Source organism: Streptomyces sp. ADI95-17 (genome assembly GCF_003846175.1).
In the GTDB taxonomy this organism is placed as follows: domain Bacteria; phylum Actinomycetota; class Actinomycetes; order Streptomycetales; family Streptomycetaceae; genus Streptomyces; species Streptomyces sanglieri.
In genome coordinates this window covers 152,144-175,433 of record NZ_ML123046.1, presented here as the reverse complement: position 1 = coordinate 175,433, position 23,290 = coordinate 152,144, and the positions used below count along the sequence as shown (strand labels likewise).

The following is a 23,290-nucleotide window of genomic DNA, read 5'->3' as shown; positions in this document are numbered from 1 at the left end:
GCCGCGGTTCTCAGTGACCGCGGGCAATCCACTCGTCGAGCTGCGGGGCCTCCGCGCCGATGGTGGTGGAGTCGCCGTGTCCGGTACGGACGGTGGTCTCCGGCGGGAGGGTGAGCAGCCGGTCCCGGATCGACGCGACGATGGTCGGGAAGTGGGAGAAGGACCGTCCGGTGGCGCCGGGTCCGCCCTGGAAGAGCGTGTCCCCGGTGAAGACGGTGGATAGTCCGGGGGCGTACAGGCAGACGGCGCCCGGGGCGTGACCGGGGGTGTGCAGGACCTGGAGGGTCGTTCCGGCGATCTCCAGCTCCTGGCCGTCGGCCAGTTCGCCGTCCGGGAGGCGGTCCGGGTGGGTCTGCTTCCACAGTGGCAGGTCGTCGGGGTGCAGCAGGACCGGGGCGCCGGTCGCCCCGGCGAGGGCCGGGGCGGCGTCGATGTGGTCGTTGTGCGCGTGCGTGCAGACGATGGCGCGCAGCGTACGGCCGTTCAGCGCGGCCTCGATGGCGGCGGCGTCATGGGCGGCGTCGATGACGATCGCCTCGGTGTCGTCGCCGACGATCCAGACGTTGTTGTCGACGTCCCACTCCCCGCCGTCGAGGGCGAAGGTGCCGGAGGTGACCAGGTGGTCGATGCGGGCGGCCATCAGAAGACCACCACCGAGCGCAGCACGTCGCCGTCGTGCATCCGGGCGAAGGCCTGCTCGACGTCGCCGAGCCCGATGGTCTCGGTGACGAACGCGCCGAGGTCGATCCGGCCCTGCTGGTGCAGGTCGATCAGCATCGGGAAGTCGCGCGAGGGCAGGCAGTCGCCGTACCAGGAGGACTTGAGCGAGCCGCCGCGCCCGAAGACGTCGATCAGCGGCAGCTCCAGCTGCATCTCCGGGGTGGGGACGCCGACCAGGACGACGGTGCCGGCGAGGTCGCGGGCGTAGAAGGCCTGCTTGTACGTCTCGGGGCGGCCGACCGCCTCGATGACGACGTCCGCGCCGTTGCCGTCGGTCAGCGCGCGGATCGCCTCGACCGGGTCGGTGGAGCGGGAGTTGACGGTGTGCGTGGCGCCCATCGTCCTCGCCGTCTCCAGCTTGCGGTCGTCGATGTCCACGGCGATGATCTTCGCCGCGCCGGCCAGCCGGGCTCCGGCGATCGCCGCGTCGCCGACGCCGCCGCAGCCGATCACGGCGACCGAGTCGCCGCGGCCGACCTGTCCGGTGTTGATGGCGGCGCCGATGCCCGCCATCACGCCGCAGCCGAGCAGCCCGGCGACGGCCGGGGAGACCTCCGGGTCGACCTTGGTGCACTGGCCGGCGGCGACCAGGGTCTTCTCGGCGAACGCGCCGATACCGAGGGCCGGCGACAGTTCCGTGCCGTCGAGCAGGGTCATCTTCTGCTTGGCGTTGTGGGTGTCGAAGCAGTACCAGGGGCGGCCGCGCAGACACGCGCGGCACTGACCGCACACGGCACGCCAGTTGAGGACGACGAAGTCGCCGGGGGCGACGTCCGTGACGCCCTCGCCGACGGACTCCACCACGCCCGCGGCCTCATGGCCGAGCAGGAAGGGGAAGTCGTCGTTGATCCCGCCCTGCTTGTAGTGCAGATCGGTGTGGCAGACGCCGCACGCCTGGATCTTCACCACGGCCTCGCCGGGGCCCGGGTCCGGGATCACGATCGTCTCGATCCGTACCGGCTCGTTCTTTCCCGGTGCGATGACCCCTTGCACCTGCTGCGACATACCGTGGTCTCCTGTTTCCGTCTTTTTGCGAAGATCGATCGCGAACAACCGTACGCCCAGTGAGGGTGTCACGGCGGCGCGCCGCGTTGGCGGGAAACGAATGCCGTTCGCCCGGTGGGCCGTACCGGTTTCGGTCAGATTGCCCCCATCGATGAACTCCGGCGGCTTCCGGGCGGTCCTTCGATACACAGGGGCCACCGAATCAGTACCTGCGGGGGCAGGGGGCGCGTGGTCCACCAGCAGTGGAATTGCGGATCATGGGGGAAGTACCTTGACCGAAATCACCGAGATCATGGAGAAGACGGGGCGGACCGGCCGGCGGAGCGAGGGACGGGGACCGGGTTCCGAGGCGGCCGCGCTCGGGGCGCCGGTCGGCGGACTCGTGCCGTACACCGACGCGTTGCCCGTACCGCCGGTGCTCCGCCCGCAGACCGGTGAGGTGCTGCGAGAGACGGAGATCGCCCTCTCGCCCACCTGGGTGCGGCTGCACGCGCAGCTGCCGCCGACCCTGATGTGGGGGTACAACGGCACGGTGCCGGGACCGACCATCGAGGTGCGGCGCGGGGAGCGGATCAGGATCGCCTGGACCAACCGCATCCCCAAGGGAAGCGAGTACCCGGTCACGGCGGTGGAGGTCGGCCCGGTCAAGCAGGGCGAACCGGCACCGCACAACCGCCCCGGACGCGACGGGGTGAAGCCGAACGAGGACGTCGCCGCGCTGCCCGCCTGGACGGTGACGCATCTGCACGGCGCGCAGACCGGCGGCGGCAACGACGGCTGGGCGGACAACGCGGTCGGCTTCGGCGACGCACAGCTGTCGGAGTACCCGAACGACCACCAGGCCACGCAGTACTGGTACCACGACCACGCCATGAACATCACCCGGTGGAACGTGTACGCCGGGCTCGTAGGCACCTATCTGATCAGGGACGACGAGGAGGACGCGCTCGGTCTGCCGTCCGGCGACCGGGAGTTGCCGCTGATCCTGGCCGACCGCAATCTGGACACCGACGAGGACGGCCGGCTCAACGGGCGGCTGCTGCACAAGACGACGGTGATCTCCGAGGCCGACCCGGAGACCGGGAAGCCGGTGTCGCTGCCGTTCCTCGGCCCGTACACGACGGTCAACGGCCGTATCTGGCCCCATCTGGACGTGGACGACGCGTGGTACCGCTTCCGGCTGGTCAACGCGTCCAACGCGCGGATCTACGACCTGGTGCTGGTCGACGAGGAGAACAACCCGGTGCCGGGCGTGATCCGGCAGATCGGCAGTGACGGCGGGCTGTTGCCGCGCCCGGTGCCGGTCGACTTCGACGAGGTGCTGCCGCGGCTGACGATCGCTCCGGCCGAGCGGATGGACCTGCTGATCGACTTCTCGGCGCTGGCCGGCCGCCGGGTCCGGCTGGTCAACCGGGGCAGGCTCGCGCCGGGGGTGCCGGACCCCGCAGCGAACGTGCCGTTCCCGCAGGTGATGGAGTTCCGGGTGCGGGAGACGGGGCGGCGGGACGGCTTCGAGCTGCCCGAGGTGCTGTCGGGTTCCTTCCGGCGGTACGAGCACGGCGAGGTGGAGCACGGGCACCGGCTCGTGGTGCTGACGGTGCCCGGCACGGTCGGCGGTGGCGGTCACCCGGAGATCTGGGAGATGACCGAGATCGAGGACGCCGCCGGTGTGCCGGTGCCCTCGGACGGTGTGATCCAGGTGCAGGGCGAGGACGGCACGGTGCGCACGTACCGCAGGATCTCGCGGACCTTCAACGACGGTCTCGGCTTCACGGTGGGCGAGAGCAGCTACGAGCAGTGGTCGTTCCTCAACCTGGGCGGTCCGACGCATCCGATGCACATCCATCTGGCGGACTTCCAGGTGATGGGCCGGGAGGCGTACAAGCTCGACGGCTTCGATCCGGCGGTCGGCGGAACCCGTTCCCCGGTGGCGTTCGACCATGGCACCACGATCGCGACGGCACCGAACGAGCAGGGCTGGAAGGACGTCTTCCGGGTGCCTGCCGGGCAGTTGGTGAAGGTGCTCGGGAAGTTCGACGGGGCGTACGGGCGGTTCATGTACCACTGCCATCTGCTGGAGCACGAGGACATGGGCATGATGCGGCCGTTCGTCGTGATGCCGCCCGAGGCGATGAAGTTCGACCACGGAGCCGGGCACGGCGGCCATCACGGGCACAGCGGCTGACCGTACGGACCGTACGTACGAAGGCGGCCCCCGCGGAATCGCTCCGCGGGGGCCGTCCGGTGTCCGGGAGGCCGGGCCCCTGGACAAGTGGATCCGGAGTTCCGGCCGGCCGCCGGGATCCTGCTCAGTGAGGCCGAGGGCCGGGAGGGGTGTCGGGCAGGGCTCTCGGCAGGTCGGCCGCGACCAGTTCGGCAGCGCGCGTGGGGTCGCCGTCCGCGCGTGCGAGCAGTGCCTCCATGTCGTAGTCCGACGGCCCGAAGGCGGCGGCGACGCCCAGGGAGCGGCCCCAGCCGAAGCGTTCCATCGAGACGGCGGCGTCCAGGTCGGGGCGGAGCCGATGGAGGGTGGAGACCAGCTCCCAGGCCCAGGCGTCCAGACGGGCCCGCCGCGCCGGGTTGCAGGCGTTCACGGCGTCGGTGACCCAGTCGTCGCCGGGCTCGTACTCCGGGAGGGCCGGCGGCGGTTCGGGGGCATCCGTGATCTGCGCCGCGCTGAACGTGAGGACGTGGGCGCCCTCGGGGTCGCCGAGGAGTCCGGCCAGGAGCGGGACGGCGCGGGGGTCGTGCCGACAGGCCAGTGCGCGGATCGCTTCCGTACGGGTCCCGGCGTGCGCGTCGGCCGTCCGCTCCCAGAGCGCGGCCCGGATCGCGGGGCTGTCCACCTCGGCCTGGACGCCGAGGGTGAACGTCGCCCAGTCGCGGACGTGCTGGTCCGGGTCCCGGGTCAGCCCGATGAGGGTGCGGATGTCCGGTCCGTCCGGCAGGCCGGTGATGACCTCGGCGAACGAGCGGGCCACTTCCTCGCGGACCTCGGCTTCGGGATGCCCGGCGAGGGTGACGAGGACGGGGACGGCGCGCGGGTCGTAAGTCATCTCGATCGCGCGCGCCAGCGAGCGCAGCACGCGGCCCTCGGTCTCCCGCTGCGCGAGGGCGACCAGCGCGGTGGCCGTCCCGGCGCGGACCGCCTCGTGCTGATTGCCGGTGTCGCGCAGCAGGTCGCAGCCCGCCTCGCGCTCGATCGGATCGGCCGAACCGATCAGCTCCAGGCCGAGCGGCAGCGCCGCCGCCCCGTCGGCGGCCGCCCGCCACAGCAGCGATACGTACTCGCGCCAGTCGTCCCGGTCATCCGGGTTGTCCGGGTCGGTGGCGGCGCGCAATGCCGCCAGTGCCTGCGTGACCAGTTCCGCCACGCTGTCCGTTTCCATGCGGGCATTCTGGTGCGCGAACCGCGCGTGCGCGCGGGAATTGACCTGCCCGATCGCTCTTCCGGTCCACGTACGCGTCGACGATGCCGGAGAGCGCAGCCGCCTTCGGATCTGCCCGACTAGGGAGCGAGCACGTCCAGCTCGTGCAGGGCGCCGACGGCGATCTCCTTCGTCAGCCGCTCCGCCGCCACCGCGTCGCCCTCGCGCACCGCCTCGGCGAGCCGGACGTGGAGGGTGACCGCGGCCGGGTCCGGGTCCTCGAACATCACCTGGTGGTGGGTACGGCCCGCCAGGACCTCGGCGACGACATCGCCGAGCCGCGCGAACATCTCGTTGCCTGAGGCGTTGAGCACGATCCGGTGGAACGCGATGTCGTGCTCCAGATAGCCCTCCAGCTGCTGGCCGCGCGAGGTGGCGACCATGCCGAGCGCGCACTCGGTGAGGGCCGCGCACTGCTCGGGGGTGGCGTTGCGGGCGGCGAGGCCGGCCGCAACCGGTTCGATCGCCGACCGCAGCACGGTCAGGGAGCGCAGCTGGCGCGGGCGGTCGGCGCCGGCCAGCCGCCAGCGGATGACCTGCGGATCGTAGACGTTCCATGCCTCGGTCGGCCGCACCGTCACGCCGACCCGGCGCCGGGATTCGACCAGGTGCATGGACTCCAGGACGCGGATCACCTCGCGGACCACGGTGCGCGAGACGTCGAACCGCTGCGCCAGTTCGTCGGTGCGCAGCACCTGCCCCGGCGGGTGCGCCCCGGCGGCGATCTCCAGACCCAGGGTGTCCAGCACATGTGTATGCAGCCCAGGGCCCTGTGTGGTCATGCGCACAGCCTACGGGGCACCCTTCGGGAACAAAAAGTACGACGTTTATGTCACAGCATCTTGAATAAGTCGTACGTATAGGTTTCAGTAGCGCGACGGACCGATGTCGAGGAAGACGTCGAAGAAGACTGCGAGGCACCACCAATGAGCACCCCCCACGTCGTCGTGGTGATGGGCGTAGCAGGGACCGGCAAGACCACGATCGGCCCCCTGCTCGCCGCCGGACTCGGCGTTCCGTACGCAGAGGGCGACGACTTCCATCCCGCGGCGAACATCGCCAAGATGTCGGCCGGCGTTCCGCTGGACGACTCCGACCGGTGGCCCTGGCTCGACGCGATCGGCCAGTGGGCGCACGGCCGGGCCGGGCTCGGCGGAGTGGTGAGCAGCTCGGCGCTCAAGCGGGTCTACCGGGACCGGCTGCGCGCCGAGGCACCCGGCGCGGTCTTCCTCCACCTGACCGGCGACCGGGCTCTGATCGAGAAGCGCATGGCGGAGCGCAAGGGGCACTTCATGCCCACCGCCCTGCTCGACTCGCAGTTCGCCACCCTGCAGCCGCTGCAGGAGGACGAGGCCGGTGTCTCGGTCGATGTGTCCGGCACCCCTGAAGAAATCACCGAGCGAGCCGTCGCCGCGTTGCGCCGGCTCGATAACTAAGGATCACCACCGTGACCAGTCTCAGCGTCGAGATGTTGGCAGCGGACGCCGTCGAACCGATCACTTCGGCAGGCAACGCGCAGTTGGGCATCGCCGTGCTGGCGGGCATCGCCGTCATCGTTCTGCTCATCACCAAGTTCAAGATGCACGCGTTCCTCGCGCTGACCATCGGCTCGCTGGCGCTCGGCTCGTTCGCCGGTGCCGCTCCGGCCAAGACGATCGCCAGCTTCACCGCGGGCCTCGGCTCGACCGTCGCGGGTGTCGGTGTGCTGATCGCGCTCGGTGCGATCCTGGGCAAGCTGCTGGCCGACTCCGGCGGCGCGGACCAGATCGTCGACACCATCCTCGCGAAGGCGAGCCGGCGCTCCATGCCGTGGGCGATGGTGCTGATCGCCTCGATCATCGGGCTGCCGCTCTTCTTCGAGGTCGGCATCGTGCTGCTGATCCCGGTGGTGCTGCTCGTCGCCAAGCGCGGCAACTTCTCCCTGATGCGGATCGGCATCCCGGCGCTGGCCGGTCTCTCCGTGATGCACGGTCTGATCCCGCCGCACCCCGGCCCGCTGGTGGCGATCGACGCCCTCGGCGCCAACCTCGGGGTCACGCTGGCGCTCGGTGTGCTGGTCGCGATCCCGACCGTGATCATCGCCGGACCGGTCTTCTCCCGCTACGCGGCGCGCTGGGTGGACATCAAGGCGCCGGAGAAGATGATTCCGCAGCGTCCCTCGGAGGACCTGGACCGCCGTCCCGGCTTCGGCGCCACCCTGGCGACGATCCTGCTGCCGGTCGTGCTGATGCTGATCAAGGCACTGGTCGACATCGTGGTGGACGACCCGGAGCAGAGCCTGCAGAAGGTCACCGATGTGATCGGCTCGCCGCTGATCGCGCTGCTCGCGGCCGTCATAGTCGGGATGTTCACGCTGGGCCGGGCGGCCGGGTTCTCCAAGGGCCGGCTCTCCACCACCGTCGAGAAGTCCCTGGCCCCGATCGCCGGTGTGCTGCTGATCGTGGGCGCGGGCGGCGGTTTCAAGCAGACCCTGATCGACGCCGGTGTGGGCCAGATGATCCTGGACTTCTCCAAGGACTGGTCGATACCCGCGCTGCTGCTGGGCTGGCTGATCGCCGTCGCGATCCGGCTGGCGACCGGTTCGGCGACCGTGGCCACCATCTCGGCGGCCGGTCTGGTCGCCCCGCTGGCCGCCGACATGTCGACGTCCCACGCCGCTCTGCTGGTCCTCGCCGTCGGCGCGGGCTCGCTCTTCTTCAGCCATGTCAATGACGCCGGCTTCTGGCTGGTGAAGGAATACTTCGGCATGAACGTCGGCCAGACGGTGAAGACCTGGTCGGTGATGGAGACCATCATCTCCGTGGTCTCGCTGGCCTTCATCCTGCTGCTGTCGCTGATCGTCTAGCGCGCGGCTGCCCGCACGGTCCTCCCCCCACAGCGCAATGCTGTGACCGTGCCCGATGGCGCTCGACCGACCCGGTGCGCATGCCACGGCGTGCCTCCGGGTCGGCGAGCGCCATTGCCATGTGTCCGGCCGGCCGGGAACCGGGCCGGTGGTCGCGGCGGCGCACGACCCGCGGCCACTGCCGGTCGTGCGGCCCGTACCGGTTCACAACTCGGCCCGTCCGGCGTGCAGTTGCAGCCCCCTGCCGGGTGCCGGGCCCGGCACCGCACCCCGTGGGACATGTCAGACTTGGCGCCATGTCGAACCGTGAACCCCTCAAGCCCTTCCTGCTCGCCTTCCCCGGACCGCTGCGCGATCAGCTGGTGGGGGCGGTGCTCGCCGGTACGAAGGTGTCGACGACCGGGCTGCTCGCGGAGTACGAGGCGGAGAAGGAGGAGCTGCCTCCGGTGGGTGAGCGCTCCGCGCTGATCGACTCGGACGGCCGGGAGACCGCGGTGCTGGAGGTGACGGAGGTGCGGGTGCTGCGCCTGGGCGATGTCGACCTCCAGCACGCGATCGACGAGGGCGAGGGCCACGCCTCGGTCGCCGAGTGGCGCGCGGGACACGAGAGGTTCTGGCAGAGCGAGGAGATGCGGGAGGCGCTCGGCGACCCGGAATTCACCGTGGACGACGACACCATGGTCGTCGCCGAACGGTTCCGGGTCGTCGAGCTGCTGGACCCCGCCACGGGCGCGGACAGCCGGTAGACCGGGCGGGCGGCAGGGCCGGCTGCGGGGCGCTACGGCCGTCGGGCGAGGATCTCGCGGCAGGTCAGCGGGGGCGCGACGGCACCGGGACGGCCGGTGCGGACAAAGGCGGTCCAGGTGGCGCGCACGGCCCTGCCCAGCTCGTCCACCTCCTCCCAGGGGGTGTCGCCCAGCATCGGGGAGTCCCGCCAGGCGGCCCGGGAGCCGAGGAGCAGCGGCAGTTCCACGCAGTGGGTGGCACCGTACTCCGATCCGGCCGGGCGCCAGTCCAGCCGGTAGGCGTGCACCCGGGCTCCGGCGCGGACGAGCTGTTGCCCGAGGGCGGTCAGCGGTTCGGTGTACGTCCGCCGGGTCGGCTCCGCCGGATCACCGTCCCCGCTCATTTCTCCGGGGAAGGCCGACATGTCGTCCGCGTTCCAGCCGTACATGATGTCCAGGCCGCTGACGTGCGGTCCGGGGGCGGCGAGGGCCGTGCCGACGGGGCCGAACGGCGGCTCCAGGGTGGAGCCGGAACGTTCCCGGTGGGCGAGCCCGGTGTCCCGTTGCGCCGCGAGTACGGCCGCCCGGGCGGCGGTGCGCGGGTCGGCGCCGGGGGCGTGTACCGCGAGCCGCTCGCCGAAGATCCGGCCGAGGGCCTCGGCATCGGCCCGCGACCGGGTGGCGATCGCCAGTGGCGCGCTCTGCAGGATCGCGCGGCGGAACAGCCCCCGGGCCTCGGGCAGCTCCATCAGCAGCCGGATGGAGAGCGCCCCGGCGGACTGCCCGAAGACCGTGACATCGGCGGGGTCGCCGCCGTACGCGGCGATGTGCGTCCGCACCCAGCGGAGCGCTTCGAGCTGGTCGTACAGGCCGAGATTGCCCTCGGACACCCCGTCGAGGCAGAGGTATCCGAGTGCGCCGACACGGTAGTTGACGGCCACCACGACGACATCGCCCTCGGTGGCGAGCGCCCCGCCGTCGTACCAGTCCATGAGGCCCGCGCCGCTGCTGAACCCGCCGCCGTGGAACCAGACCATCACCGGCCGCGCCGCGCTGTCGCGGGCGGGTGTGGTGACGGTCAGGTTCAGACAGTCCTCGCCCTGCGGGTGCCGGTCGAGCGGCGGTCCCATCACCGCGTCGAGCCTGGACGGCAGTTGCGGGCAGATCTCGCCGGTGGGCGGGCGGTCGTCGTCACGCGCCGGGCGGGGACGCGCGAAGCGCTCGGCCACGGCGTAGCGGACCGGGCCGGACCGGACCACGGCGGCGCCGGTCATGCGCCGCGCCCGGAGAGCGCCTTCGCCGGGGCGTCCCGCACCGGCTCCGGCGCCCCTTCGGGTACCAGCCGGAACAGGGCGACCGCGCCGGCCAGGCTGACCGCGCAGATCCCGACGAGGTACCACGTCACCCCGGTCGACGAGCCGCCCGAGTTGAGCAGTGCCGTGGAGATCATGGGGGCGAGTCCGCCGCCCAGGATGGCGCCGCCCTGCAGGATCACCGAGGAGCCGGAGTACCGGACGTTGACGGGGAAGGTGTCGACGATGATGCTGCCCTGCACGCAGTGGGTGACCGGGATGATGAGGCCCATGCCGAGCAGCGCCACCACGGCGAGGGCGGCGTTGCCGGTGTTGATGAGCGGGAAGAAGGCGACGCACCAGACGAGGATGGCGGCGGATCCGGCGATGAACATGGTCCGGCGGCCGTGCCGGTCGGCGATCTTCGTCCACACCGGAATGGTCACGAACCACAGGGCCGCCGCGACCGTGACGCTCACGATGAGGAACTGCTTGTCGTAGTCGAGGTGCTGGGAGCCGTAGGACAGCGTGAAGACCATGAACACGTAGGCGACGGCCGAGTTGGCCACGACGGCGAGCAGGGTCAGCGCGAGCCGGGGGAAGCCGACCTTCATCGATTCGGCCAGCGGGAACCTGACCACCTGGTCCTGGGCCCGGACGCGGTCGAAGGACGGCGACTCGGTCACCCGCAGCCGGATCACCAGCCCCACGGCCACCAGGACGAAACTGAGCAGGAACGGGATGCGCCAGCCCCACGAGGTGAACGCGTGGTCGCCCATGACCGCGTTGGTGACCAGGAAGATCACATTGGCCAGGACCAGGCCGCCCGGTGTGCCCATCTGCGGGAAGCCCGCGTAGAGGTTCTTCTTGCCCGGTGGCGCGTGTTCCATCGACATGAGGGTCGCTCCGGCCCCTTCGCCGCCGAGCCCGATGCCCTGGACGATGCGCAGCGTGACCAGGAGGACCGGGGCCCAGAAGCCGATGGATCCGTAGCTCGGGATGGCGCCGATGAGGGTGGTGCCGATGCCCATCAGGACGAGCGAGACCACCAGCGTCGCCTTGCGGCCGATGCGGTCCCCGTAGTGGCCGAAGACCAGACCGCCGAGGGGGCGGGCGATGAAGCCGACGGCGAAGGTGCTGAAGGCGGCCAGCGTGCCGGCGGCGGGGCTGAGCGAGGGGAAGAACTGCTCGTTGAAGATGAGGGCCGCGGCTGTTCCGTAGAGGAAGAAGTCGTACCACTCCAGCGTGGTGCCCGCGAGCGTGGCGAGGGCGGTTCTGCCGGCAGTGGCTCGGGCGCCGCCCGAGTGTTCTTCGTGAGGTGAAGTGTTCACGGGGTGACCTATCACTTGGATGGCGGGCTGTGGGCGGTTCGCCCCGGACAGCCGCTACGACGGCCGGGCTTCACCCGTCGTTAACCGTGGATCCTGATGGTCCGGGAAATGACACACAAATACCGAATCCGGGATCTGCCATACCCGTTCGGGTATAGCAGAACGCCCTCGCGAGCATACGGACGACCGTTCGGCGATCCCGGGCGTACATCCGTCACCGGCAACCCGCTATGCCATTTCAGGTATGGCTCGGCACGAGAATCGCATTTGTCCGGCATGGCTGTGCGGATCACAGTGGGACGCATGACGGCAGAGACTGGGCGGTGGATCCGCAACTTCGTGGCCGGGCAGTTCGTGGAGCCCGACGAGAACCACAGCTTCGACAAGACCGATCCGGCGACCGGCCGGGTGTTCGCCCGGGTGCACGAAGCGGACAGGGACCTGGTGGACCGCGCAGTGAGCGCGGCCAGGCGCGCCCTGCACGACGGGTGGGCGACGACGCCGGTACGGGAGCGGGCCGCGCTGCTGCGCCGGGCCGCGGACCGGATCGAGGAGCGCTTCGAGGAGTTCGTCGCGGCGGAGGTCGCCGACACCGGCAAGCCGGTCACCCAGGCCCGGGAGCTCGATGTCGCACGCGCGCTGACGAACTTCCGCACCTTCGCCGACGTGGTGGCCGCCGCCGGCCAGGAGTCCTTCCTCACCGACCTCGCGGGCGGCCGGCAGGCGCTCAACTACGCGGTACGCAAGCCGCTCGGCGTCGTCGCGGTCGTCGTCCCGTGGAATCTGCCCCTCCTGCTGCTGACCTGGAAGGTCGCCCCTGCCCTGGCCTGCGGCAACGCCCTGGTCGTCAAGCCCAGTGAGGAGACCCCGGCCACCGCCACGCTGCTGGCCGACGTACTCGCCGAGGTCGGGCTGCCCGCCGGGGTGTACAACGTCGTCCACGGCTTCGGCGGCGACTCCGCCGGTGAGTACGTGACCTCGCACCCGGGGATCGACGGGGTGACCTTCACCGGCTCGTCGGCCACCGGCTCGCACGTCATGAAGACCGTCGCGCCCCGCGTCCGTCCGGTGTCCTTCGAGCTCGGCGGCAAGAACGCCGCCGTCGTCTTCGACGATGTCGACATCGACGAGGCGCTGGCCGGGCTGACCAGGTCGGTCTTCACCAACACCGGCCAGGTCTGCCTGTGCACCGAGCGGGTCTACGTACAGCGCTCGGTCTTCGCCGATGTCGCCGACGGGCTCGCCGAGCGGGCCCGGGGCCTGCGGCTGGGCGACCCGCTGGACGAGCGGACCACCACCGGACCGCTGATCTCCCGAACCCACCGGAACAAGGTGCTGAGCTACTTCGAACTGGCCGAACAGGCCGGGGCGAAGGTGCTCACCGGCGGCGGCGTGCCGCAGCTCGGTCCCGGACTCGCGGGCGGCTCATGGATCGAGCCGACGCTGTGGACGGGCCTGACCAATGCCGACCGGCCCGTGCGCGAGGAGATCTTCGGCCCGGTGGCCGCCCTGATCCCCTTCGACACCGAGGCGGAGGCCATCGCCCTGGCCAATGACACCGAGTACGGTCTCGCGGCTTCCGTGTGGACCAACGACCTGCGCCGCGGCCACCGGGTGGCGCAGTCCATGAACGTCGGCATGGCCTGGGTCAACACCTGGTTCCTGCGCGATCTGCGCTCCCCCTTCGGCGGTGTCGGGCTCTCCGGCATCGGCCGCGAGGGCGGCGAATCCTCCCTGCACTTCTACACCGAGCCGACGAATGTGTGCGTACAGCTGTGACCGATCACGACACCCCCGACCTGCCCGCACGGATCGAGGCGGCCGCGGCACGCCTCACCGCCGCCGCCGGATCGCGGACCCCGTGCGCTCCCGTCCGGGAGTTCCTGGGCCGCGATGACATCGACGCCGCCTATGAGGTGCAACGCCGGATCGCGGCCGGCCGGAGCGCCGCCGGAGCCCGGGTGGTGGGCGCCAAGATCGGCCTCACCGCGCCCGCCGTACAGCAGCAGTTCGGCGTGTTCCGCCCCGACTTCGGGGTGCTCTTCGACGACATGATGTACGCCCACACCGAACCGCTGCCGCTGAACCGCTTCCTCCAGCCGCGTGCGGAGGGCGAGATCGCCTTCGTGCTCGGCCAGGACATCGACCGGCCCGGGGCCGGCGTCGCCGATGTACTGAGGGCCACCGAGTTCGTGCTGCCCGCCATCGAGATCGTCGATTCCCGGATCACCGGCTGGGACTTGGCCATCACCGACACGGTCGCGGACAACGCCTCCAGCGGCGCGTTCGTGCTCGGCACCACTCCGTATCCGCTGAGCGGGCTCGACCTGTCCCGGGTCGGCATGGTGCTCCAGCGGGACGGCGAACCGGTCTCCTTCGGCGCGGGACACGCCTGCCTCGGCTCCCCGGTCGTCGCCGTGGCCTGGCTGGCGCGCGAACTGGCCGCCCGGGAACAGCCGTTGCGCGCCGGGGACGTCGTCATGTCCGGGGCGCTGGGCCCGATGGTGCCGATCGGCGGCCCCGGCCGGTACCGGCTGGCGCTGGACGGGCTCGGCGAGGTCGAGGCAGTCATCGAGGAGGAGACCAAGTGAGTTCCACCGCATCCGGCACCGTCCCTGTGGCCGTCATCGGCTCCGGCAACATCGGAACCGACCTCATGATCAAGGTGCTGCGGCTCTCGAAGACGCTGCGCATGGGCGCGATGGTGGGCATCGACCCGGACTCCGACGGCCTGGCCCGCGCCGCCCGGCTCAACGTGGCCACCACGCACCGCGGTGTCGACGGGCTGGTGGAGCTGCCCGGATTCGCCGACATCAAGGTCGTCTTCGACGCCACCTCGGCCAAGGCCCATGTGCGCAACGCCCGGATCGCCGCGGAGCACGGGAAGCTGATGATCGACCTCACTCCGGCGGCCCTCGGACCGTTCGTGGTGCCATCGGTCAACCTGGACGAGCATCTCGGCGCCGGGGACGTCAACATGGTCACCTGCGGCGGCCAGGCAACCATTCCGGTCGTCGCCGCGATCTCCCGGATCGCGCCGGTCGCCTACGCGGAGATCGTCGCCTCCATCGCCTCGAAGTCGGCCGGTCCCGGAACCCGGGCCAATATCGACGAGTTCACCGAGACCACCGGTGAGGCGATCCGCCTGGTCGGCGGCGCCGAGGTCGGCAAGGCCATCATCGTGCTCAACCCGGCCGAGCCGCCGCTCGCCATGCGCGACACCGTCTTCTGCCTCGTCGAGGGCGGGCTCTCCGACGCCGGCCGGGACCGGATCGTGGCCTCCGTCGAGCGGATGGCGCGGTCGGTACGGGAGTACGTGCCCGGCTACCGGCTCAAGCAGGACGTCCAGTTCGACCCGGTCGAGGACACCGTCGTCCCGGCCCTGGGCCGACGGGTCACCGGGGTCAGGGTCTCGGTGTTCCTGGAGGTGCTCGGCGCCGGCCACTACCTGCCCGACTACGCGGGCAATCTCGACATCATGACCTCCGCCGCGGTCCGCACCGCGGAGAAGATCGCCGCACTCCGAGGATGGGTGACCTCATGAAGCTGTACGTCCAGGACGTGACCCTGCGCGACGGCATGCACGCGATGGGGCACATGTACACCGTCGACCAGGTGCGCCGGATCGTCGCCGCGCTCGACCGGTCCGGGGTCGCGGCCATCGAGGTCGCGCACGGTGACGGTCTCGGCGGTTCGAGCGCGAACTACGGGTTCGGCGCGCACAGCGACGAGGAGTGGATCGAAGCCGCCGCGGACGTCCTCGAACACGCGAAGCTGACCACCCTGTTGCTGCCCGGCATCGGCACCATCGACCATCTGCGCCGGGCCCATGCGCTCGGGGTGCGCAGCGTGCGCGTCGCGACGCACTGCACCGAGGCCGACGTGAGCGCGCAGCACATCTCCTGGGCCCGGGAGAACGGGATGGATGTGTCCGGGTTCCTGATGATGAGCCATCTCAACTCCCCCGAGGGCCTGGCCCGTCAGGCCGCGCTGATGGAGTCGTACGGCGCGCACTGCGTCTATGTCACCGACTCCGGCGGCCGTCTGACGATGCGTGAGGTTGCCGCCCGGGTCGACGCGTACCGCGAGGTGCTCGACGAGGCGACCGAGATCGGCATCCATGCCCACGAGAACCTCTCGCTGTCGGTCGCCAACAGCGTGACCGCCGTGGAGCACGGCGCGTACCGGGTCGACGTGGCACTGGCCGGTCAGGGAGCCGGGGCCGGGAACTGCCCGGCGGAACCGTTCGTCGCCGTCGCGGACCTGCTGGGCTGGGAGCACGGCTGCGACCTGTTCGCACTCCAGGACGCCGCCGACGACATCGTCCGCCCGCTGCGCAACCGGCCGGTCCAGGTGGACCGGGAGACCCTGACGCTCGGCTACGCCGGTGTCTACTCCAGCTTCCTGCTGCACGCCGAACGTGCGGGGCGGCGTTACGGGGTCGACACCCGGGAGATCCTCCTGGAGGTCGGCCGGCGGCAGATGGTGGGCGGTCAGGAGGACCTGATCGTGGACATCGCACTGGACCTGGCCGCGCGGCGCGCGGCCGGCACGGAAGGGAGCGGCAAATGATCCCGGCAGAGCTGACCGGCATACTGGCGCAGCGGCTGGACACGGCGCAGACGTCCCGCAAGGACACCCCGAGCCTCGCCGACAGCCATGAGCTGGACATCGATGACGCGTACGCGGTGCAGGCGGCGCTGCTGGAGCTGCGGGTGGGCCGCGGCGAGCGGGTCGTGGGGGTGAAGCTGGGATTCACCAGCAAGGCCAAGATGGCTCAGATGGGTGTCTCCGACGTGATCGTGGGCCGGCTCACGGACGCCATGCGGATCGCGGACGGCGACGAGGTCGACCTGTCTCGCTTCATTCACCCGAAGGTCGAGCCCGAGGTCGCCTTCCGGCTCTGCCGGGACGTGGATCCCAAGGATCCGTCGACGGACATCGAGTCGTGCGTGGACGCCGTGGCCCCGGCCGTCGAGATCATCGACTCGCGTTACCGGGACTTCCGGTTCACGTACACCGATGTCGTCGCGGACAACACCTCCGCGGCCGGCTACGCGATCGGGCCGTGGCGGCCCCTGGCGGACGTCGCCAACCGTGCGGTGCGGCTGCGTACCGCGGCGACGGAGACGGTGGGATCGACCGCCGCCGTTCTCGGCGACCCGGTGCACGCGCTGCACGCCCTGCTGGACATGTGCCGTCGCCGCGGCATTTCGCTGAAGGCGGGTCAGGTGGTGCTCGCGGGCGCCGCCACGGCGGCCGTGCCGCTGGTGGCGGGGGTCACCGAGTGCGATGTGGCGGGCATCGGGTCCGTCACGGTGAAGGGGTTCCGATGAGCGGTTCACGAGTGATCGAGGGCAAGGCCACTCCGCGCGGGCGGTTCCCCCATGTGAAGGTCGTCGGGGACCTGGTGTTCGTCTCCGGCACCAGTTCGCGCCGGCCGGACAACACGTTCGTGGGTGTCGAGGCCGATGAGTTCGGCACCACGGAACTGGACATCCGGGCGCAGACCCGGGCGGTGATCGAGAACATCCGGGACATCCTGGCCGAGGTGGGCGCGGAGCTCTCCGACATCGCCCAGATCACCACCTATCTGGTGTCCATGAACGACTTCGGCGGATACAACGAGGTCTACGGCGAGTTCTTCGACGAGCGGGGACCGACCCGGACGACCGTCGCGGTGCACCAGTTGCCGCATCCCCATCTGCTGATCGAGATCCAGGCGGTCGCCCATCTGCCGCGGCCCCGCCAGTCACACAGAGCGCACAGTACGGAGGTGTCCTCATGACCGTCATTCCCCCGGTCATCGATTTCCAGGGCTGGATCACCGAGCACGAGCACCTGCTCAGGCCGCCGGTGAACAACCGCACCATGTCCCTGGGCCAGGACTTCATCGTCCAGGTCGTCGGCGGGCCCAACCAGCGGACCGACTTCCACCTCGACCCGTACGAGGAGTGGTTCTACCAGGTCAAGGGCGATATGCATGTCGACCTCATGACCGAGGACGGACCTCGGACCGTACACATCCGGCAGGGCGAGGTCTGGCTGCTGCCCGGCAATGTGCCGCACTCCCCGCAGCGGCCGGACGCCGGTTCGATCGGGCTGGTCATCGAGCGGGTCCGGGAGGAGGGCACCCTGGAGCGGTTCCAGTGGTACTGCCCCGAGTGCGCCACGAAGATCCATGAGGTCGAGCTCCAGGTGCGGGACATCGTCGCGGATCTGCCGCCGGTCTTCGCCGAGTTCTACGGCGACGAGAAGGCGCGTACGTGCCCCGAGTGCGGTGCCCTGCACCCCGGGAAGGGCTGAGCGTGGACCGCACGATCGACGTACACACGCATTACGTTCCGCGCGGCTGGCCGGATCTGACGGCCGAGGCCGGTCCCGAGGCTCCCTGGCTGCGGATCGAGTCCGAGTCCGACGCCATGATCATGATGGGTTCCAGGGAGTTCCGGCGGATCCAGGCCGATGCCTGGGACGCCGGGACCCGGCTGCGGGACATGGACGCGGACGGGGTGCACCGTCAAGTGGTCTCCCCCACCCCGGCGTTCTTCACCTACGGGCGCAGCGGGGCCGAGGCCGCCAAGGTCTCGCGGATCTTCAACGATCTCGCGCTGGAGATCACCGCTCCGGCACCGGACCGGCTGATCCCGTTCTGCCAGGTGCCGTTGCAGGATCCCGACGCGGCCTGCCGCGAGCTGGAACGGAGCATCGCCAACGGGCACCGGGGCGTGGAGATCGGCAACCACGTCGGGGACCACGACCTGGACAGCGAAGGGGTCGTCACCTTCCTCCAGCACTGCGCCTCGCTCGATGTGCCGGTGTTCGTGCACCCCTGGGACATGGCGAGTTCGCCGCGGCTGGACCGGTGGATGGCGCAGTGGCTCACGGCCATGCCCGCCGAGACGCATCTGTCGATCCTCGCCCTGATCCTGGGCGGGGTCTTCGACCGGATCGACGACCGGCTGAAGATCTGTTTCGCGCACGGCGGCGGCTCGTTCGCGTTCTGGCTCGGCCGGATGGAGAACGCCTGGCACGGCCGGCGCGACGTCATCGGCACCTCCGAGCGCCCGCCCTCGCACTATCTGGGCCGTTTCTACGTCGATTCGGTGGTATTCGACGACCGTGCCCTGCGGCTGCTGGTCGACACGGTCGGTGCGGACCGGGTGATGGTGGGCAGCGACTATCCGTACCCGCTGGGGGAACGGCCGGTCGGCGAGGTGGTCCGCAAGAGCTCCTTCCTGGACGACCGCAGCCGGGAGCTGATCACGCACGGCAACGCCGAACGCTTCCTGGGACTCACCGGTCCCTAGGGCCTGCCGTCGAGATTGCCGCACGGCCGCCTTCGGGCGGCTGCGGTTCGACGGCGCGGCCTACGGCGGACCGTCGCCGCCGGCCGCGCTCTGCGACGCCATGCCCGCGGCGATGTCCTCCAGGCTCCGGATCAGCGCCTGCGCGGACGGGCCCAGCGCCCGGGCGGCCGACAGGGTCAGCCCGACGCTGTGCCCGATCGGGTCCAGCGGCACCGCCAGCCGGACGATACGGGTGTCGTCCCGGGTGATCAGACCGGGCAGCGCCGCGACGACATCGGTCTCCAGCAGAAGCTGGCGCACGGTCAGGAACGAGGTCGTCTCGACCCGGTTCATCGGCAGCGGCATGCCGTGCCGGGCGAAGAACTCCTCGATCTCCCGTCGCAGCGCGGTCTCCGCGCCCGGCAGGATCCAGGGGTAGTCCGGCAGGTCCGCGAGCTCCACCGCACTCTGCCCGGCAAGCGGGTGCGAGGCCCTGACCACGAGTTCGACCGACTCGTCGTAGAGCTTGCGGCGCACCGTCCGCTCGTCGGAGGGGACCGTGAGCCGACCGACGACGAAGTCGATCCGGCCGGCCTCCAGCTCCAGGAGCAGGGCCTCCGGCGACGCCTCCCGGACGATCACTGTCAGATAGGGGCGCGCCTTCTTGATGTCGGCGATGGCCCGCGGCAGGAGCACGTTCGAACCCGCCAGATGGGTGCCGACGATGACCGTGCCGCGGTCGGCGTCGGCCAGCTCCACCACATGGCGGCCCGCCTGCGCGAGCTGGGCGAGCACGGACCGGGCGTGCTCGGTGAACGCCTCTCCGAACACGGTGGCGGTGACGCCCCGGGGCCCGCGTTCGTAGAGCGGGACGCCGAGGATGTCCTCCAGCTCGTGCAGACTGCGGGTGGCGGCGGGCTGGGTCACGTGCAGCTCCGCGGCGGCGCCGACGACGCTTCCCTGCCGGGAGAGCGCGTCGACGAGAACCAGGTGGCGGAGCTTCAGCCGGCCGTCGAGGAGACGCGGGATCTTCACGCCACGACTCTATCCACGCCCGCCGGGGGCGGGTCCGGCCGCCCTGGACCGTACGGAACGGGCTGCGGACCGGTACGGACGCCGCGGGGGCCGCCCTAGCCGACCGCCTTCGCCGCCGCCCGCCCGGCCGCGCGGCCGGAGAAGATGCAGCCGCCGAGGAAGGTGCCTTCCAACGACCGGTAGCCGTGCACCCCGCCGCCGCCGAAGCCGGCCGCCTCCCCCGCCGCGTACACCCCCTCCAGCGGGGTGCCGTCCGCGGTGAGCACCCGGGAGGACAGGTCCGTCTCCAGGCCGCCGAGCGACTTGCGGGTCAGGATGTTCAGCCGTACGGCGATCAGCGGGCCGGCCTTGGGGTCGAGGATGCGGTGCGGCGCGGCGGTGCGGATCAGCTTGTCGCCGAGGTAGGTGCGGGCCCCGCGGATCGCGGTGATCTGGAGGTCCTTGGTGAAGGGGTTGGCCACCTCGCGGTCGCGGGCGGTGATCTCGCGGCGCAGTTCGGCCTCGTCGATCAGCGGCTTCTCGGTGAGGGCGTTCATGCCCCGGACGAGCGCGGCGAGGTCCTTCTCGACGACGAAGTCCGCTCCGTTGTCCATGAACGCCTTCACCGGGGCCGGTACGTCGGCCCGGGCCCGGCCTATGACGTCACGGATCGACTTTCCGGTGAGGTCCGGGTTCTGCTCGGAGCCGGAGAGCGCGAACTCCTTGCCGATGATCCTCTGGTCGAGGACGAACCAGGTGTGGTCGTGGCCGGACCGCATGATGTGTTCGAGGGTGCCCAGGGTGTCGAAGCCCGGGAAGAGCGGGACCGGGAGGCGCTTGCCGGTGGCGTCCAGCCAGAGCGAGGACGGTCCGGGCAGGATCCGGATGCCGTGCTTCGCCCAGATCGGGTTCCAGTTCTCGATGCCCTCGGTGTAGTGCCACATCCGGTCGCGGTTGATGTGGTGGGCGCCGGCCTCCTCGGCGATGCCGAGCATCAGCCCGTCGACATGGGCGGGGACGCCGGAGAGCATCTTCGCGGGCGGGGTGCCCAGCCGCGCGGGCCACTGCTTGCGCACGAGGTCGTGGTTGCCGCCGATGCCGCCGGAGGTGACGATCACCGCCTGGGCCCGCAGCTCGAACGTGCCGGTCGCCACCCGGCTGCTCGCGGTGCCCCGGGCCGCCGCGCTCGGCTCCAGCACCTCGCCGGTCACGGTGTCGACGGCGCCGGCGGTGCGGCCCAGGCCGGTGACCCGGTGGCGGAACCGGAACCGTACGAGGCCCTTGGCGACGCCCTCGCGGACCCGGCGCTCGAAGGGGGCGACGACGCCGGGGCCGGTGCCCCAGGTGATGTGGAAGCGGGGGACGGAGTTGCCGTGGCCGTTCGCGTCGTAGCCGCCGCGTTCGGCCCAGCCGACGACGGGGAAGATCCGCAGCCCCTGGGCGTGCAGCCAGGAGCGCTTCTCACCGGCCGCGAAGTCGACGTACGCCTCGGCCCACTTCCGCGGCCAGTGGTCCTCCTCGCGGTCGAAGCCCGCCGTACCGAGCCAGTCCTGCAGGGCCAGCTCATGGCTGTCCTTGACCCGCATCCGGCGCTGCTCGGGCGAGTCGACGAGGAAGAGGCCGCCGAAGGACCAGTGCGCCTGGCCGCCGATCGACTGCTCGGGCTCCTGGTCGAGCAGGATCACCGAGCGGCCCGCGTCGACCAGCTCGGCGGTGGCCACCAGGCCGGCGAGCCCTGCCCCGATCACGATCACATCAGCGTCGTACGCCATGGGTTCCATCCTTGTCGGGGCGATCCGGTCACGGCCACGGTCGGGCTCCGGCACCGTCCCCGGCGCCGGAAGTTACTCGTGCGTCAGATCTTCGGCACCGGTCGCTCCGGCGTCAACCGCCCGGTCGGCCGCGCTCCGGCCGCACCTGCGGGGCACAGGCGCTATCGTCGATACAAATCACCCACTTCTGGCCTGACTTGAGGTAGAAGCGTGTCGGTGCTGGTCGTCGTGCTCGCCGTGAGTGCCGCCTGCTGCCTGGGATTCGGGTTCGTCCTGCAGCAGGCCGCCGCCTCGCACGCCCCGCGGAGCGACTACCTCTCGCCCCGGCTGCTGCTCGACCTGATGCGGGTGCCGAGCTGGCTGGCCGGGATCGGGCTGATGGTCTGCGGCATGGTGCTGGGCGCCCTGGCCCTGGGCAAGGGCGAGGTGTCCGTCGTCGAGCCCCTGCTCGCGACCAATCTGCTCTTCGCGATGGCCCTGTCGCGGCATCGGACCGGTCAGCGGCTCGGCCATCAGGGCTGGGCCGGCCTCTGGCTGCTGGCCGGCGGGGTCACCGCCTTTCTGCTGGCGGGTCAGCCGCAGGGCGGCGAGGCGGTGACCAGCGCGCTGCGGCACTGGCTGGTGATCGGTGTCGTCGTGGGCACCGCACTGCTGCTCACCGCCTTCGCCAAGCGCTCCGACTCGGGGGCCGCGCCCGCGCTGCTCGCCGTGGCGGCCGGGCTGCTGTACGGACTGCAGGACGCGCTCACCCGGGTCAGCGGACAGCGGCTGTCCGACGAGGGGTGGGCGGCGCTGGTGACGGCGTGGCAGCCGTACGCGGTGCTGGTGCTGGGGGTGACCGGGCTGCTGCTGGTGCAGAGCGCCTTCGAGACGGGCCCGCTCCGGGTCTCGCTGCCGCCGCTGACGGCCGCCCAGCCGCTGGCCGGGATCGCCTGCGGGGTCGGTTTCCTCGGCGACCAGCTGCGCACCGACACCGGCGCGCTGGCCTGGCAGGCGGCCGGTCTGGCGGCGATCGTCGCCGGGATCGTGCTGCTCGGGCTGCATCCGGCGATGCCGGAGGGGCCGGTGGGCGGGCGCCGCGAGAAGAGCCTCCAGCCGAACTGAGCGGGCCCGCCGGGGTCGCCGGGGGCGCCCGCCGCTGGTTTTTAATAATGGCCAGCATTAGAGTGGCCGCATGGCGCGAACCTCCGGACAGGAGACCAGGGAGAAGCTGATCCGCGCGGCCGAGGAGGTCTTCGCGGCGCAGGGCACCGACGGCGCCCAGCTGCGGGACATCGTCCGGCTGGCCGGGCAGAGCAACCCTTCCGCGGTCCAGTACCACTTCGGCTCCCGGGCCGGACTGCTCGACGCGGTGATGGCCGGCCGCCTGGCCCGTACCGAACAGGTGCTGACACCCCTGCTCGCCCGACTGGGCGAGGACTGCGGCGTACGGGAGCTGCTCACCGCGCTGATGACGGCCGAGGCGAGCCTGCTCGCCGACGACCGCGGCCGCCGCTGTCTGCGGATCTCGGCCCAGCTCACCCATGAGACCGGGCTGCGGACCGGCCGGCTGCACCCCGCCCTGGACGGCACCAACTACGGGCGGCTGATCGGCCGCATCGGGGACCGCCTGGGCGCGCTGCCCGGCCCCGTCCGCCTGGAGCGGCTGGATCTGGCGCTCACCCTGATCGGCGCGGCGATGGCCGACCGCGCCCACCAGCGTCTCGACGGCATCGAATCGCTGACCGGCGACGAGCTCTTCCTCGCCGATCTCGTCGAGACCACCCACGCGTTCCTGCACGCCCCCGTGCCGGGCCACGCGTGACCACCCGCACCACCCGCACCACCCGCACCACCCGCACCACCCGCACCACCCGCACCACCCGCACC

Annotated in this window: 22 protein-coding genes; 14 read left to right on the top strand and 8 right to left on the bottom strand. The window is 71.1% G+C overall.

What is annotated here, in order from left to right:
* Positions 1-10: 10 nt before the first annotated feature.
* Together EES42_RS14660 and EES42_RS14655 are read right to left on the bottom strand one after the other, a co-directional pair.
* Positions 11-640, bottom strand: a complete 630-nt coding sequence (locus EES42_RS14660) for an MBL fold metallo-hydrolase (RefSeq protein ID WP_124718672.1) — start codon at positions 638-640, stop codon at positions 11-13.
* Positions 640-1,725: an S-(hydroxymethyl)mycothiol dehydrogenase gene (locus EES42_RS14655; protein WP_124718671.1), complete on the bottom strand. Its 1,086-nt coding sequence runs from the start codon at positions 1,723-1,725 to the stop codon at positions 640-642. Before EES42_RS14655 ends, EES42_RS14660 begins: the two co-directional genes overlap by 1 nt.
* A 292-nt stretch (positions 1,726-2,017) precedes the next feature.
* Here EES42_RS14655 and phsA point away from each other — a divergent pair, with 292 nt between their 5' ends.
* Positions 2,018-3,910 (top strand): O-aminophenol oxidase PhsA, encoded by a 1,893-nt coding sequence (phsA, locus tag EES42_RS14650; protein WP_124719369.1) that lies wholly within the window; start codon positions 2,018-2,020, stop codon positions 3,908-3,910.
* A gap of 124 nt (positions 3,911-4,034) precedes the next feature.
* Here the strand turns inward: phsA and EES42_RS14645 are convergent, their stop codons facing one another.
* Together EES42_RS14645 and EES42_RS14640 are read right to left on the bottom strand one after the other, a co-directional pair.
* Positions 4,035-5,114 carry a HEAT repeat domain-containing protein gene (locus tag EES42_RS14645; RefSeq protein ID WP_124718670.1) on the bottom strand — a complete coding sequence of 360 codons (1,080 nt, stop codon included), beginning with the start codon at positions 5,112-5,114 and terminating at the stop codon, positions 4,035-4,037.
* A gap of 119 nt (positions 5,115-5,233) precedes the next feature.
* The gene (locus tag EES42_RS14640; protein WP_124718669.1) at positions 5,234-5,935 is read right to left on the bottom strand and encodes a FadR/GntR family transcriptional regulator; all 702 of its coding nucleotides are present in this window, start codon (positions 5,933-5,935) and stop codon (positions 5,234-5,236) included.
* Positions 5,936-6,079: 144 nt separating this feature from the next.
* On the opposite strand from EES42_RS14640, the gene EES42_RS14635 reads away from it, so the two are divergent.
* The 3 genes from EES42_RS14635 to EES42_RS14620 all read left to right on the top strand — a co-directional run bounded on the left by EES42_RS14635 (position 6,080) and on the right by EES42_RS14620 (position 8,744).
* Entirely contained in the window at positions 6,080-6,589 is a 510-nt protein-coding gene (locus EES42_RS14635) for a gluconokinase (RefSeq protein ID WP_124718668.1), read from the top strand.
* 11 nt (positions 6,590-6,600) lie between these two features.
* Positions 6,601-7,998 carry a GntP family permease gene (locus EES42_RS14630; protein WP_124718667.1) on the top strand — a complete coding sequence of 466 codons (1,398 nt, stop codon included), beginning with the start codon at positions 6,601-6,603 and terminating at the stop codon, positions 7,996-7,998.
* Positions 7,999-8,294: 296 nt separating this feature from the next.
* Positions 8,295-8,744: an ASCH domain-containing protein gene (locus tag EES42_RS14620; protein ID WP_124718665.1), complete on the top strand. Its 450-nt coding sequence runs from the start codon at positions 8,295-8,297 to the stop codon at positions 8,742-8,744.
* 32 nt (positions 8,745-8,776) lie between these two features.
* Here EES42_RS14620 and EES42_RS14615 read toward each other — a convergent pair whose 3' ends face one another.
* Positions 8,777-9,997: a carboxylesterase family protein gene (locus EES42_RS14615; RefSeq protein WP_124718664.1), complete on the bottom strand. Its 1,221-nt coding sequence runs from the start codon at positions 9,995-9,997 to the stop codon at positions 8,777-8,779.
* A complete protein-coding gene (locus EES42_RS14610; protein ID WP_124718663.1) occupies positions 9,994-11,346 on the bottom strand; it encodes an MFS transporter in 1,353 nt (450 codons plus the stop codon). The genes EES42_RS14615 and EES42_RS14610 overlap by 4 nt, the downstream gene beginning before the upstream one ends.
* 303 nt (positions 11,347-11,649) lie before the next feature.
* Here EES42_RS14610 and EES42_RS14605 point away from each other — a divergent pair, with 303 nt between their 5' ends.
* From EES42_RS14605 to EES42_RS14570, 8 genes are read left to right on the top strand one after another with little or no spacing between them, the layout of a single operon-like run.
* Positions 11,650-13,125 carry a 2-hydroxymuconic semialdehyde dehydrogenase gene (locus tag EES42_RS14605; RefSeq protein WP_124718662.1) on the top strand — a complete coding sequence of 492 codons (1,476 nt, stop codon included), beginning with the start codon at positions 11,650-11,652 and terminating at the stop codon, positions 13,123-13,125.
* Positions 13,122-13,937, top strand: coding sequence for a 2-keto-4-pentenoate hydratase (locus EES42_RS14600; RefSeq protein WP_241196392.1), 816 nt, complete (start codon positions 13,122-13,124; stop codon positions 13,935-13,937). The genes EES42_RS14605 and EES42_RS14600 overlap by 4 nt, the downstream gene beginning before the upstream one ends.
* Complete coding sequence (locus EES42_RS14595) at positions 13,934-14,890, top strand: acetaldehyde dehydrogenase (acetylating) (protein ID WP_124718661.1); 957 nt, start codon at positions 13,934-13,936, stop codon at positions 14,888-14,890. The genes EES42_RS14600 and EES42_RS14595 overlap by 4 nt, the downstream gene beginning before the upstream one ends.
* Positions 14,887-15,918, top strand: coding sequence for a 4-hydroxy-2-oxovalerate aldolase (gene dmpG, locus EES42_RS14590; protein ID WP_124718660.1), 1,032 nt, complete (start codon positions 14,887-14,889; stop codon positions 15,916-15,918). Before EES42_RS14595 ends, dmpG begins: the two co-directional genes overlap by 4 nt.
* Positions 15,915-16,682: a 2-keto-4-pentenoate hydratase gene (locus EES42_RS14585; protein WP_124718659.1), complete on the top strand. Its 768-nt coding sequence runs from the start codon at positions 15,915-15,917 to the stop codon at positions 16,680-16,682. Before dmpG ends, EES42_RS14585 begins: the two co-directional genes overlap by 4 nt.
* A complete protein-coding gene (locus EES42_RS14580; RefSeq protein ID WP_124718658.1) occupies positions 16,679-17,134 on the top strand; it encodes a RidA family protein in 456 nt (151 codons plus the stop codon). Before EES42_RS14585 ends, EES42_RS14580 begins: the two co-directional genes overlap by 4 nt.
* Positions 17,131-17,652, top strand: coding sequence for a 3-hydroxyanthranilate 3,4-dioxygenase (locus EES42_RS14575; protein ID WP_124718657.1), 522 nt, complete (start codon positions 17,131-17,133; stop codon positions 17,650-17,652). The genes EES42_RS14580 and EES42_RS14575 overlap by 4 nt, the downstream gene beginning before the upstream one ends.
* A 2-nt stretch (positions 17,653-17,654) precedes the next feature.
* The gene (locus tag EES42_RS14570; protein ID WP_124718656.1) at positions 17,655-18,656 is read left to right on the top strand and encodes an amidohydrolase family protein; all 1,002 of its coding nucleotides are present in this window, start codon (positions 17,655-17,657) and stop codon (positions 18,654-18,656) included.
* 60 nt (positions 18,657-18,716) lie between these two features.
* Here EES42_RS14570 and EES42_RS14565 read toward each other — a convergent pair whose 3' ends face one another.
* Positions 18,717-19,670, bottom strand: a complete 954-nt coding sequence (locus EES42_RS14565) for a LysR substrate-binding domain-containing protein (protein WP_124718655.1) — start codon at positions 19,668-19,670, stop codon at positions 18,717-18,719.
* Between the two features lie 95 nt (positions 19,671-19,765).
* Positions 19,766-21,421, bottom strand: coding sequence for an FAD-binding dehydrogenase (locus tag EES42_RS14560; protein ID WP_124718654.1), 1,656 nt, complete (start codon positions 21,419-21,421; stop codon positions 19,766-19,768).
* A gap of 210 nt (positions 21,422-21,631) precedes the next feature.
* On the opposite strand from EES42_RS14560, the gene EES42_RS14555 reads away from it, so the two are divergent.
* Positions 21,632-22,525, top strand: coding sequence for a DMT family transporter (locus tag EES42_RS14555; RefSeq protein ID WP_124718653.1), 894 nt, complete (start codon positions 21,632-21,634; stop codon positions 22,523-22,525).
* Positions 22,526-22,595: 70 nt separating this feature from the next.
* A complete protein-coding gene (locus EES42_RS14550) occupies positions 22,596-23,225 on the top strand; it encodes a TetR/AcrR family transcriptional regulator (RefSeq protein WP_124718652.1) in 630 nt (209 codons plus the stop codon).
* Positions 23,226-23,290: the final 65 nt, after the last annotated feature.